The sequence below is a fragment of the Corynebacterium guaraldiae genome, assembly GCF_053480195.1.
This window is the reverse complement of the sequence record NZ_JBRBAU010000006.1, coordinates 41,065-53,509: the sequence shown is the minus strand read 5'-3', so window position 1 is coordinate 53,509 and position 12,445 is coordinate 41,065. Positions and strand designations below refer to the sequence as shown.

General features: G+C 60.3%; 12 protein-coding genes and 1 tRNA gene. 7 read left to right on the top strand and 6 right to left on the bottom strand.

The genetic code is table 11. The features are described from left to right. Window positions 1-2 precede the first annotated feature (2 nt). Window positions 3-1,346, bottom strand: a complete 1,344-nt coding sequence (locus ACUY3D_RS06040; RefSeq protein WP_154736227.1) for an MFS transporter — start codon at window positions 1,344-1,346, stop codon at window positions 3-5. Between the two features lie 180 nt (window positions 1,347-1,526). Here ACUY3D_RS06040 and ACUY3D_RS06035 point away from each other — a divergent pair, with 180 nt between their 5' ends. Genes ACUY3D_RS06035 through ACUY3D_RS06020 form a run of 4 tightly spaced genes read left to right on the top strand, consistent with a single transcriptional unit; the run spans window position 1,527 to window position 4,295 of the window. After that, the gene (locus ACUY3D_RS06035; RefSeq protein WP_269948985.1) at window positions 1,527-2,891 is read left to right on the top strand and encodes a TrkH family potassium uptake protein; all 1,365 of its coding nucleotides are present in this window, start codon (window positions 1,527-1,529) and stop codon (window positions 2,889-2,891) included. 1 nt (window position 2,892) lies between these two features. Further along, window positions 2,893-3,576 (top strand): potassium channel family protein, encoded by a 684-nt coding sequence (locus ACUY3D_RS06030; RefSeq protein ID WP_269948984.1) that lies wholly within the window; start codon window positions 2,893-2,895, stop codon window positions 3,574-3,576. A gap of 60 nt (window positions 3,577-3,636) precedes the next feature. Beyond that, a complete protein-coding gene (locus ACUY3D_RS06025) occupies window positions 3,637-3,999 on the top strand; it encodes a YidH family protein (protein WP_070533393.1) in 363 nt (120 codons plus the stop codon). Further along, on the top strand, window positions 3,996-4,295 hold the full coding sequence (locus ACUY3D_RS06020) for a DUF202 domain-containing protein (RefSeq protein WP_269948983.1): 300 nt from the start codon (window positions 3,996-3,998) through the stop codon (window positions 4,293-4,295). The genes ACUY3D_RS06025 and ACUY3D_RS06020 overlap by 4 nt, the downstream gene beginning before the upstream one ends. 126 nt (window positions 4,296-4,421) lie before the next feature. Here the strand turns inward: ACUY3D_RS06020 and ACUY3D_RS06015 are convergent, their stop codons facing one another. Further along, a complete protein-coding gene (locus ACUY3D_RS06015; protein ID WP_269948982.1) occupies window positions 4,422-5,177 on the bottom strand; it encodes a DUF559 domain-containing protein in 756 nt (251 codons plus the stop codon). A 551-nt stretch (window positions 5,178-5,728) separates the two neighbouring features. Here ACUY3D_RS06015 and ACUY3D_RS06010 point away from each other — a divergent pair. The 3 genes from ACUY3D_RS06010 to ACUY3D_RS06000 all read left to right on the top strand — a co-directional run bounded on the left by ACUY3D_RS06010 (window position 5,729) and on the right by ACUY3D_RS06000 (window position 8,643). Beyond that, complete coding sequence (locus tag ACUY3D_RS06010) at window positions 5,729-7,303, top strand: SLC13 family permease (protein WP_269948981.1); 1,575 nt, start codon at window positions 5,729-5,731, stop codon at window positions 7,301-7,303. Between the two features lie 33 nt (window positions 7,304-7,336). Then, window positions 7,337-8,404, top strand: coding sequence for a GTP-binding protein (locus ACUY3D_RS06005; protein WP_269948980.1), 1,068 nt, complete (start codon window positions 7,337-7,339; stop codon window positions 8,402-8,404). Window positions 8,405-8,570: 166 nt separating this feature from the next. Next, window positions 8,571-8,643: transfer RNA gene (locus tag ACUY3D_RS06000), tRNA-Arg, on the top strand. 368 nt (window positions 8,644-9,011) lie between these two features. On the opposite strand, the gene ACUY3D_RS05995 is transcribed toward ACUY3D_RS06000, so the two are convergent. The 4 genes from ACUY3D_RS05995 to ACUY3D_RS05980 form a co-directional block, all read right to left on the bottom strand. Further along, window positions 9,012-10,238: a tyrosine-type recombinase/integrase gene (locus ACUY3D_RS05995; RefSeq protein ID WP_269948875.1), complete on the bottom strand. Its 1,227-nt coding sequence runs from the start codon at window positions 10,236-10,238 to the stop codon at window positions 9,012-9,014. 100 nt (window positions 10,239-10,338) lie between these two features. Then, on the bottom strand, window positions 10,339-11,406 hold the full coding sequence (locus ACUY3D_RS05990) for a RhuM family protein (RefSeq protein ID WP_070624661.1): 1,068 nt from the start codon (window positions 11,404-11,406) through the stop codon (window positions 10,339-10,341). Between the two features lie 28 nt (window positions 11,407-11,434). Next, entirely contained in the window at window positions 11,435-11,989 is a 555-nt protein-coding gene (locus tag ACUY3D_RS05985; RefSeq protein WP_269948876.1) for a hypothetical protein, read from the bottom strand. Window positions 11,990-12,016: 27 nt separating this feature from the next. Further along, the gene (locus tag ACUY3D_RS05980; protein WP_070624656.1) at window positions 12,017-12,436 is read right to left on the bottom strand and encodes an ImmA/IrrE family metallo-endopeptidase; all 420 of its coding nucleotides are present in this window, start codon (window positions 12,434-12,436) and stop codon (window positions 12,017-12,019) included. Window positions 12,437-12,445: the final 9 nt, after the last annotated feature.

Here is a 12,445-nt window from a genome sequence, read left to right as displayed (position 1 = left end):
GCCTATTTCTTGGCGTAGGCGCTGCTTTCGGGGTTGTCGATTGTGGAGTGAGTGCGGCTGTCGTGCAGGAAGAGCATGGCAACCACACCCAGCGCCGCCATGACAGTGACATAAATGGGGAAGGCGTTGGCGTGGCCGGCGTTCTTCAGCCCTAGAGCGACGTATTCGGCCGAACCGCCGAAAAGCGAGTTGCCCACGGCATAGGTGAATCCCACGCCGAGACCGCGGATGTAGGTGGGGAACATCTCGGCTTTGAGAATTCCGGAGATAGAGGTGTAGCCGCTTTCGAAGACGAAGATGAGGATGATGACCGCGCCGGCGCCAATCAAAGTGGATTGGGCTTCTAGCAGCATGAAGGCGGGGATGGTGCCGACGGTGGATGCCACACCGAAAATGAGGATGGTGTTCTTGCGGCCGATCTTGTCAGAAAGCAAGCCTGTCAGCGGTTGCAGGATCATAAAGACGAAGAGGCATACTGTCATCGTCCGGGCAACGTCGCCTTTGGCAAAGCCGCCCGTATTGATGAGGAACTTCTGCATGTATGTGGTGTAGGTGTAGAAGGTCAGCGAGCCGATTGCGGTAATACCGAGGACGACCCAGAACGAGCGAGGATGCTGCATGAGCTGGCGAAGGGTTCCGGCGCCCTCCTCACTGCGTTCAGTGCTCGACGTCGTTTCTTCAAGGCCATTGCGCAGCCAGAGGCTCACCACAGCGGCGAGTGCACCAATTACGAAAGGCAGGCGCCACCACCCATTTGTGATTGCTTCTTCTCCCAGCGTGGAGGTCATGATGACGGCGAGGAGGCTGGCCAGCAACTGTCCGCCGATGAGCGTGACGTATTGGAAGGAGGAGTAGAAGCCGCGTCGTCCGGAGGATGCAATCTCCGACATGTAAGTGGCCGTTGCTCCGTACTCACCACCCACGGAGAGTCCCTGGATGCAGCGCACGATGAGCATCAGCACTGGGGCCCAGGCGCCAACGGTCGCCGCGGTGGGCAAGGCCGCAAAGAGGAGGGAGCCGGCGCACATCATGATGATGGCGATCAGCATTGAGCGCTTGCGGCCATAGCGGTCGGCGATGCGCCCGAAGATGTAACCGCCGATAGGGCGCATGAGGAACCCGACAAAGAAGACGCCCGCAGACTTCATGAGCGCACCGGTTTCACCAGTGCCGCTGAAGAACTGGTCTGCAAAATAGACGCTGAAGAAGGCGTAGATATAAAAATCAAACCATTCCACAAGGTTGCCGCTGGATGCGGCGAGAATAGCCTTGATGGTTGGCCATTCGATTCTTGGTTTGGCAGCTTCAGCGCCGTCCGCCGTGTGTGTGGTCGCTTTATGATCCATGGTGGCCTCGCTTTCGTATCCGGGTAAAGGGCCGATTCGTTCCTAATATCTGTCGTTCGATTGTCTAATGGGAAACTACCTTTCGGGCAGTTATTACAAAAGATATAACTATAAAATTGCCGGCGAATTCACAGGGAATGGGGGTGATTTAAGAGGGCGCGAAGCGTAGTGTGAACCGCTGTGAAACGCGGTCATTTCCTGGGCCCGGCTCGGCTCACCGCCGTGGGCTTTATCTTGCTCATCCTCGTGGGAACGCTGCTGCTGATGCTGCCGATTTCCGCCAATGTTCCGCAGTGGACCCCGTTCCTGCCGGCGCTGTTTACGGCGACCTCGGCGGTCTCTTTGACGGGTCTGGTGGTGGAGGACACCGGCACCTACTGGACCTCCTTCGGCCAAGCGGTCATCATCGCGCTTATCCAGTTGGGCGGCCTTGGCATCATGAGTTTGGCGTCGCTGTCGGGCATGCTGTTGACCGGCCGTATCAGCTTCAAAGCCCGCCGGACCATGGCTGCGGAAGGCCGCGCCGTGGCCTCCGGCGGCATTCGCCGCGCGCTCTTGCTTACCGTGGTCATGACCCTGATCTGCGAGGCCATCGTCGCCGTGTTCATCGGCGTGCGCCTAGCCACCGAGCATGGTGTAGCACCTGGGCGTGCAGCGTGGGAAGGAGTGTTTCATGCCATTTCGGCCTTCAATAACGCAGGGTTTAGTACCTATTCAGACAGCGTTATCTCCTTCGCTGCTGATGGCTGGATTCTTCTTCCCCTTGCCTTCGCCCTGATCATCGGTGGCTTGGGTTATCCCATGCTGGCGGAGTTCGTGCGACGGGCCCGCGCACGGCTAACGCGCTGGCGCGGCGGCACGCCCCGCATTCACCGCATGTCCATGACCGCCCGGATGACGCTGGGCGCCACAGCGTTTTTGTTGCTTAGTGGCACCGTGGTCTTCTTCCTCTCTGAGGGCTCCGGTGTGCTGAACGGGATGCCGTTGGGCCAGAAGCTCATCAACGCCTTCTTCATGAGCGCTTCGCCCCGGACGGCAGGTTTTAACGCTATTGATTACGGTGAGGCGCACCCGTTGACGTTGATGGTGACGGACATCTTGATGTTTATCGGCGGTGGCTCCGCCGGTACTGCGGGCGGCATCAAGGTCACCACCACATGCGTTCTGGGCGCCGCGATGATCTCGGAATTCTTGGGCCGGGAGGACACCTCCATCGGGCACCGGCGCCTGCCGCTGTCCACCTTCCGCCAAGCCCTCGCGCTCACGGCCGCCGGAATGGTGGTCGTGGCCCTCGGCGTGGCAACGCTGCGCATCTGGGACCCCGAGTTCACCGCGGACCAGGTCACATTCGAAGTCATGTCTGCCTTCGCCACCGTGGGTTTGTCCACGGGTATTACCGCAAGTTTGTCCGCACCATCACAGCTCATGCTGTGCCTCATCATGTACGTTGGCCGCGTAGGCCCCACCACCTTCGTGGCGGCACTGGCCGCCCGGACTATTAGCCTGCGCTACCGCTACCCAGAAGAAAGGCCGTTCATTGGCTAACATGTTCAGCGCCCTGCGGCGCGAGAAGACGTCCATCAATATTCCGCCGGTCGTCGTCATTGGCATGGGGCGGTTCGGTTCTTCCCTGGCCCGTGAATTGATGGAGCATGGCGTGGAGGTTCTTGGCATCGATGCCGAGGAGAAGCACGTGCGCGAGCACGCCGCGTACCTCACCGAGGCGGTGACCGCCGATACTACCGACGCCGAGGCCCTTCGCCAGCTCGGCGTCGATGAGGTAGAGCGCGTGGTCGTGGCCATCGGTTCGGATCTGGAGGATTCCATCCTTACCGCCTCCAACCTCGTGGAGCTCGGGGTGAGCGATATCTGGGCCAAGGCCGATTCAGATGCTCATGCCCGCATCCTGCGCCAACTCGGAGTGCACCACGTGATTCGCCCAGAGCGCGATACGGGCCGCCGCGTGGCGCACTTGTTGGGCGGGCGTTTTGAGGATTTCGCGGAGATCGCCACCGATTATGGCGTGACGGCGATGACCCCGCCGGCGTCGATAAGCAAGGGCCCTCTCAACCTCCACCAGGTGTGGGAGGAGCACAACGTCCAGCTCATCTCCCGCTGTCAGGGGCCTGGCCAGTGGCGCCCGCTTGACGACGGCACCGAGCTCACCCACCGCGACCTCATCGTCGTCGCCGGTAGTCCTGCAGATCTTGAGGCCTTCTCGCAGTCCTAGGCGCCGCGCGTGGGGTGCCTCGTACTGTGGAGTGAGGCGTGGGGCGCTACAGTGGCGCCTATGACGAAGGCACGTTTCCCGGGCTCGGTGTATGGAACAGGGGAGGAACCCGACCCGCGCTTCAGCATGGCTAATGAGCGCACGTTCTTGGCCTGGATCCGCACGTCCTTGGCCTTTATCGCCGGTGGCGTGGCGCTGGAGACCTTCGAGTTGCCGCTGAACACCACGCTGACTCGCGTCGTCTCCGTCATCATGCTGATCGTGGCCATCGTCCTGCCGGCGGTGGCGTGGTTTCACTGGGGTGCCTCCGAGCGCGCGATGCGCCATGCGCGTCCGCTCCCGGCAAGCCCGGCGTTGGCGTTGATTGTTGGCGTGGTGATCCTTATTGGCCTGATGATTCTGGTGGGCGAGCTGCTAGCGTGAGCGAGCTTTTTGATCCTGGCCTCCAACCCGAGCGCACCCGCTTAGCCTGGCAGCGCACGGGTCTAGCCGGCCTCATCGCGGGTTTGCTCGTCGTGCGTTCCGTTGCGCCATGGGCCGCCGTGATTGTTGGAGTAGTGGTGGCTGTGGTGTTGTGGTTGGCTACCGCCAAGCTTCGCGACGCCGATGAGATCCTCGCCCGGGCCGAATCACCCGCCCTGCCCGGGGCCCCGGCGCTTGCCGCCGTTGCGCTGGGAACGATGCTCCTCGGAGCGGTTGCTTTCTTCGCGCTGTGGTAGCTCGGCTTAGACTTCCACAACCGCAAACCCCCAGACCTCGATCCCGAAACTCCCTGGTGGGCGGTGGGGCGTCGGCAAGCGCTTGGCAGCGCCCACCTGCAGGTTGCGGGATCGAGGTCTGGGGATCTAGCGGAGGTTCCTAGGGCCAGCAGCTAAGTGCCGTGCGATGGTGTTAATGAAGTCGTCTGGAGCTTCGCGCAATTCTTGGGGTGAGAAGCGTAAGACGACAAAGCCCTGGTTGAGGAGTGCCTTTTGGCGTTGGTGCTCGGCCCGAATCACCTCATCCAGCTCGTTCTCGTATTTCACGTTGCCGTCGATCTCAATGAGGAGCCAGTCATTGATCGCGAGGTCGGCGTAGTACTGATTGACTCGGTATTGGGCGCGCAGGCTGCGAACCGCGGGAAGGTCCGCGTCGAGGATAAGAGCCCGCGCGTAGGACTCCCAGGGGGATTCGGAGCTGTTGACGCTATGTTCCACGGCCCGGCGTGCATTCGCGACTCCTTTCACGCGGCCCATGTCGCCGAGCACCCAGTTGAGGGTGTCCTTTGATACCCGTCGTGACCTTACGTAGTCTGCGGCGACGAGTCCTTCGAGGAACCCATCGAATCGTGCGATGTCAATCGCCGTACGTGCGAGAGAAGTGACCCGAATGCCGTGGACTTCTGTGACTTGATTGTTGAGTTTCGTTTGCTTGTAGCGGAAGTACTGACGCTTGGACCTTTGGGGAACGGAGTTTGAGGGGACTGTCGCGAAATACTCGCTCGGCGTTGTGAGCGTAGGGATGCCGTGGATACGAGCAGCCGCCTTGCCCAACAGGGTTGCCCGCGGTGCGGCACGCGCATGGGCATAGACCTCAGCGGTCTCCCGCTCCCAGGGCTTCAAGTGCAGCCATCGGTGCAGGGGAATGACATAGCACCACGCGAGCTTATGGAATTTCCTCGCGTGAATTTTGCCCCACCGGGGGTCGTCGTTGGTGAGCGTGCGCAGATCGACCATATGGGTGTCTATGTAGTGAAAGATGCCTAGGTTGTTCATGGCTTACTTTTAGCGCATTGGCGTGGATCGCGCGCGGCGAGCGGTATGCAGCGCTAAAGCCCCAGACCTCGAGCCCGAAACTCCCTGGTGGGTGGTGGGGCGTCGGCAAGCGCTTGGCGACGCCCACCTGCAGGTTGCGGGATCGAGGTCTGGGGATCTGTGGAGGAGGGGGAATTGGGCGGGGAGTGCCCACAGATTGGTGAGCAAACTTTGCAGTTGTTCTGCAATAGAGTTTGCTAACAGGGGTGATTTTATGGCGCTAGCGGGGGTAATGATCGGAAAGTGTTTGTTGGCAGTCTGTGACCTCGATAACCTGAAGTTGTAGGCCCATTCGGCGATCCTAATAACTCTCTCTCGGCTGAATGGGGGGCTGGTTAACCAGGAAAAGGAGGGGGCAGATGACTACCCCGCAAACTCACGTCTCAACATCGCACACGGAGGGCGAAGACGACCACGGCGTTGATACGCGCGAATGGCGTCGCATGGCTATTGGCCTTATCCTCGGGCTCGTTTTGGCTGCTCTCGTGTGGTTTATTTTCCCGAGCAACGCCGTCGATACGGTGCTGCAATCGCCTGGCGCTAAGGATGACACGGAATACACCCAGAGCGCGCTGCGCGCCGTAGCGGCCGTGACCATTCTCATGGGTGTGTGGTGGATGACGGAGGCCATCCCGCTGGCCGCCACCGCGCTTTTGCCGCTGGTCATCTTCCCGCTGGCCGGTGTGGGCAGCATTAAGGATGTGGGCGCGCCCTATGCCTCATCCACCATCTTCTTGTTCATGGGTGGCTTCCTCATCGCCCTGGCCCTGCAGCGCTGGAACTTGCACCGCCGCATGGCGCTATTCGTGGTCAAGGTCGTCGGTACCTCGCCCAAGCAGCTGATCCTCGGCTTCATGCTGGCCACCGGCTTTTTGTCCATGTGGGTGTCCAACACCGCTACCGCAGTGGTCATGCTGCCGATTGGTATTTCCGTGCTTTCGCTGACTGCCGACGCCGTCGGTGGCATGGCTAACCAGAAGAAGTTCGCCACCGCGCTCATGCTGGGTATTGCGTACGCGGCGTCGATTGGCTCGCTCGGCACCCTCATCGGCACCCCGCCGAATACCCTGCTGATGGGCTACATGAAGGAAACTCACGGCATCGTCCTCGGCTTTGGCAAGTGGATGATGGTGGGCATGCCGCTGGCATTCATCTTCCTGTTCATTGCCTGGTTCATGCTGATTACCGTGTTCAAGCCGGAGATGGACAAGATTCCAGGCGGCCGCGAGCTCATTGATTCCGAGATTGAAAAGCTTGGCCCATGGACCGGCCCGCAGGTCATGACGGGCATCATCTTCCTGGGCGCGGCCTTGGCATGGGTTATCATCCCGTTCTTCGTGGATAAGGAATCGAACTACGATGACGCCATCGTGGGTATCGCTGCTGGCCTGCTGCTGTTCATCATCCCGGCCGATGCAAAGACCGGTGTGCGCCTTCTGGACTGGAAGACTGCAAATGAAATGCCGTGGGATGTTCTCCTGCTCTTCGGCGGCGGCCTGTCTCTGTCCTCGATGTTCAACAAGTCCGGCCTGTCCCTATGGATTGGTGAGATGGCCAAGGGGCTGGGTGGTCTGCCGACCATCCTGCTGATCGCTTCGGTGGCCCTGCTTGTGCTCTTCCTGACGGAGATCACCTCCAACACTGCAACGGCTGCGACCTTCCTGCCGATTATGGGCGGCGTGGCCGTGGGTATCGGCCTGACCCAGAATGGCGACATCAACGTTCTGTTGCTCACCATCCCGGTGGCGCTGGCCGCAACCTGTGCCTTCATGCTGCCGGTGGCGACCCCGCCGAACGCTATCGCCTATGGCTCCGGCTACGTCAAGATCGGCGACATGATCAAGGGCGGCATCGGCCTCAACCTCATTGGCTGCGTGCTCATCACCATCACCGTTTACCTCCTTGCCGTTCCGGTCTTTGGGTTGGTCCTGTAACCTTCCAATAATGAAAAACGTTATCATTATGGGATGGCTACACCCGTTACCGTGCTGTCCGGATTTTTAGGCAGCGGAAAGACCACCCTTCTCAACCACCTGCTTGCTAACCGCGAGGGGCGCAAGCTGGCGGTTGTTGTCAATGACTTCTCCGAGGTCAACATCGATGCCGCCCTCGTCGCCGGCGAGGGCCATCTTGAACGCGGTGAGGACCGCTTCGTCGAGCTCTCCAACGGCTGCATTTGTTGCACGTTGCGCGAGGACCTTATCGAGTCCGTCGGCAAGCTGGCCCGTTCCGGCCGCTTCGACCAGATTGTTATCGAGTCCACCGGCATCTCTGAGCCCATGCCTGTTGCCGCCACTTTCGAGTGGGAGTTTGAAGATGGCACCACGCTTGCCGACGTCGCCCCGATCGACACCATGGTCTCCCTTGTGGACGCCTCTACGTTCCTTTTCCAATTGCGCCGCGGCTGCAGCTTGGTTTCTGAGAATATTGAGGCCACACCCGGCGACGACCGGACCATTGCCGATTTGCTCGTGGACCAAGTCGAGTTCGCCGATCTCATCCTCATCACCAAGACCGACCTGGTGGAGGCCTCCGAAACCGAGCGTGTCATCGCCACCGTGCGTGCCATGAACCCCCGCGCCCGCGTCGTGCCGGTGACCAACGGTGTCATTGATCCCGCGTTGGTTCTCGACGCCCACCTTTACGACGCCGCCACCGCCGCGACCTACCATGGCTACGCGGAGGAGCTGGCTAACCCGCACACCCCCGAAACCGAGGAATATGGCATTTCTTCGGTGGTCTTCCGCGCTGACCGTCCTTTCAACCGCGAGCGCCTGCTCAAGGCCTTGCGTGCTAGCACCGGCCTCGTGCGTTCGAAGGGCTATTGCTGGATTGATACCGATCTGCGCGTGGCCCACGCCTGGCAGCAGGCTGGTCCCAACCTGCAGATCATGCCGGCCTCCATGTGGGCGGCCAATGGCGTCACTCCCGGCACCGAGCTCGTGCTCATTGGCGTCGACTTCGACCACGAGTCCACTCTGCAGGCTTTCCGTGACGCCGTGCTTTCCGACGCCGAAGTGGCCACCCTCGTCTAGCCTCTCCTTAAGGTGAACACGGGGTGAATTGCTATGCCCATTTCTTGGGTAGAAAACATGCATTGACATCGGGATTTGTCAGTTTTCTGGAGTGTGGGTATAGTTATTCCTCGTTGCACAGCAGAGCACAAACGCTCCGGCGTCAAGCACTGCAAACCAACGGACTGCGCCCGTAGCTCAACGGATAGAGCATCTGACTACGGATCAGAAGGTTGGGGGTTCGAATCCCTCCGGGCGCACAAACTAAACCCCCAGGTTAAGCCATTAAAACCAGGCTAGAGCCTGGGGGTTTATTCGTATTTCTGGGGACTCCCCACATGTTGCGAGTTGTTGCAGGTCATTGGTTCGCGTTAATTCTGTGTGTGAACGAAATGTGATCGCCATGTGAACGGCTGATCGCCGCCATAATCACGGGGCATCACGGTCACCCGTAGGGTTATTTACAGGTGTTGACCGCAGGTCCAATCCTTTCTAGGGAATAGGGAAACATGGTTCGCGCATAGCCATGGGGCCCGCGGCCAACGCCAGGACTCAACATCATCCGCACACGCATAAACCCCGCCAAGTCGCTGACTTCTTGGCGGGGTTTATGTGTGGGCGCGCCGGGCTACACGACGCGGAACATCGAGCGCCGGCGCTCGGCCTCCGAGGCGTCTTTCATCCGCTCGCTTATCGCCCTGGACTCGCGCTCCGCGGCCATCTTCGACTCGATGGCGTCGGGAATCGCGTCCAGGCCTTCCTCCCACAGGTGCGCGTAGGTATCCAGGGGCATAGCCGCCGAGGCGTGGCCAAGCATGAGCTGGACCGTCTTCACGTCGGCGCCCGCGGCGATGGCCAGGGACGCCGCGGTGTGCCGCAGCTCGTAGGTATCCAGCCCCTCGATTCCCGTGTACTGCAGCATGTTGAACCAGACGGTCCTCCAGCGTGACGTGGTCCACACGTGGCCACGCTCGTCGGGCACCAGCCACGCCTCGGGGTCCTTGCCCTCGGCCGCGGCCATGAGCTCGCGCAGCAGCGACCCACCGATGGGCACGTCGCGGTGCTTGCGCGTCTTGGTCTGGTCCGGGCGCCCCAGGTCGTCCACGTCGCGGCGAATCATCAAGCGCGCGCGGTCGTAGTCCAGGTCCTTAACCTTCAACGCCTTCGCCTCGCCCGGCCGCAGGCCCGTCATGACGAGCACCCGCAGTAGCAGCCGCGCGGCATCCGTCGGCGCCGCATCCATGAGCGCGTCCACCTCGTGGACTTTCAAGTAGCGCCGCTCCGACGGCCCCGGCTTCTTGGCCACGGCCTTCTCCAACGGATTCGACGCCACCGCGCCGCGCTCCTTGGCCAAGTCCATGAGCCCACGCATGACCACGCCCACCTTGTACTTCTGCGCGTCCCCGAGCAGCCGCGGCTCCTGGCCGTCCTTGACCGTCTTGGTATTCACCAACGTCGCGATCCACGCCGTCACCGTCGAACGCTGCACCGAAGCACACGCCTCACCGCCCCACGTCGGCCGCACATGGGTCTGCCACACCGACAGGTAGTCGCGCCGCGTCTTCTCGGAGATACCGGCCTTCGAGGCGTACCAAGGCTCCCACAGGTCCTCGAAGGTGATCGCCTTCTTCTCCTTGGTGATCCAGGTCCCTTCGTCCTGGCCCACCTCCACCCGCGAGCGATGCAACTCCGCGGCATCCTGGGTCACAAACGACTCCGAGGTCCACTCACCGGCTTCTTGCCAGCGCACCTGCCAACGCTTGCCGACGCCCCACCGCGCACTCGGCACCTTCTTCGGCGCGCCGGGGCTTTTGTCGGGGTTCTTCTTTGTCCAGAGGTCCACAATGTAGGCCATGGGATAGACTTCTTCCTTGTCAGGGCGAATCGCTTAGCGGTTCACCTGTCTGGGGCCTCTCTCCCGTCTGTCGCCAAACTTGCCGGGGGAGGGGCCTAATTTATTGATCTAGTGTGCGAGGTTGCAGACGTGCGCGGTCTCTGAGAATTCGGGACTCGATATGTTTGAGCTCATCGATAATCTGTGATTCGATCGCATCATTTTCTTTTGCACGTCGCCGTGAGTCGTAGATTGTGTACCGCTCGCCTGCGAGCCGCTTAGCCTCTGTCATACTGATTCGTCCACGGTCTTGAAGAGGCTCGTATTCATTGAATGCAATAAAGTCATCTGTTTTCTGCATCCAGTCTGCAAGGCGAACTACTTTCCGTCGCTTAGCCTGGCTTTCGGCGTAGTCGAGGAATTGGCTAACTAGGAGGTTCAAGTTTTCCAGCTCATCTGGAAGCAGGTAATTCTTGGCGGAAGTAATGTCGCCCTTGCGTACCTTTTTGCCTCTAAAGGATGTAAGTCCGAGGTTGTCTGCGTGGGGGTCGCATCTTGTTGCAATGATTTCTGAGGCAGTAAGACCTGTAATCGCGTAATGCAACTTATTTTGAATAGCTGCGAAGAACGTTTTTGATTTTTCGGACTTGGGATCGTAGTCCTCGGCGAGCGAAAAAAGCTCCCGAACTTCGGCATAAAAGCGCCGCTCGGACGACCGGATGTCCCGGATTCGCTCAAGTAACTCGTCGAAGTAATCGGCCCCGCGAGGATCCTTGAGCTTTTCGTCATTGAGGACGAAGCCCTTGATTAGGTATTCCTTGAGTACGGATGTCGCCCAGGTTCTGAATTGGATTCCTCGTGGTCCACGGACTCGGTAGCCAACCGCGATTATGGCATCGAGATTGTAGTGATTGAGAAGGCGAGTTATGTCGCGGTCCCCCTCAGATTGAACTCTTTCAAATTTTGTAAGAGTTCGGTCCCTGGTTATTTCACCTTCTTCGTAGATGTTCCTGAGGTGTCTACTGATTGTGGCCACACTGACATCGAAAAGCAATGCCATTTCTTCCTGTGTCATCCAGACCGTTCCCTCGCGAAGACGGAGATGAACTTCTGTGCGCTCATCTTCCGTCGTGTAGACGACAAACTCGCCTAGAGCATCTTCTTCACGTTGGACTGGGGGATTAGTCATGATTGTCTCCAACTCCTTTTTCTTTGGTCTAGCAGGGGCCGTATTCAGACGGGAATCGCTGGCACAGCGGCGGCAACTGTTGGTCTGGGCCGTACCCGTCGCCGCTGTTGGGGTCGTAGGTGGGCGTGTTGGTCATGGGGATATCGACGCCGCCGTTGCAGGCGGGGTACTCGGGGTGCGCGGCGCACATCTCGGCCTCGTTGGCGTAGGTCGGCGCGCTGTCGATGCCGGCATTTCCTTCGGCCTCGGCCGCTGCGGCGCCGCCCATCTGCTGCCAGCACCAGTCGGAGTAGGCGGTTGTGCCATCGGACCACAGCGCGGGACCTGGCGTGCCTTCGAGGCACTGGACTACGTAGGGTTCTTCGTCGGCTGCTGCGGTGGTTGCTTGCGCGTTCGACTCGGGTGCCTTCGTGCTCGTCGCTGCTGCGCTCGTGGAGGTCGGCGTGGCCGACGTGCTGGACGTGGCGGCCGCCGAGGTTGAGGTGGTCGCGCTCGTGGAGGTAGCCGGGGTGCTGTCGCCAGAGTTTGAACATCCGGCCACGAGTAGCGCGGCCGTGGCGATGGAGGCGAATAGCTTCTTCATGGGTGGTTCCTTGTGATTGCTGAGAGGTTAGAGAATCATGCAGCTGTATGGGCTGTGGGTTGGGATTCGGCCGGCTTCGTAGAGTTGCATCCAGATTCGTAATAGTCGTGGGGTAATTCCTAGCTCGGCGGCGATGGCGCTTGGTGCTCCGCCGTTGTCTGCGGCGGCGTCTTCGACTAGGTCGACGTCGATAAGTTTCCGTGCGGCCCATTCATCTGCGAGGCGTTCGGCCCGCGCGGTGGAGCAATCATCACCGTTGGCCGCGTGGCCAAGCTCGTGGCCGATGGCGCACGTGCGAGTGGCAGGGTCCAGCCCCGTTCTCACGATGATGGTTCGGGTGGCCTGGTGGTAACAGGCGTTGTACCTGGCGTCGAGCTTGCCTGTCTCTACTAGCTCGACACCTGCCTGGGCTAGCAGGTCGTGTAGGCGCTCCTCTATAGGGGACATAGGGGATTC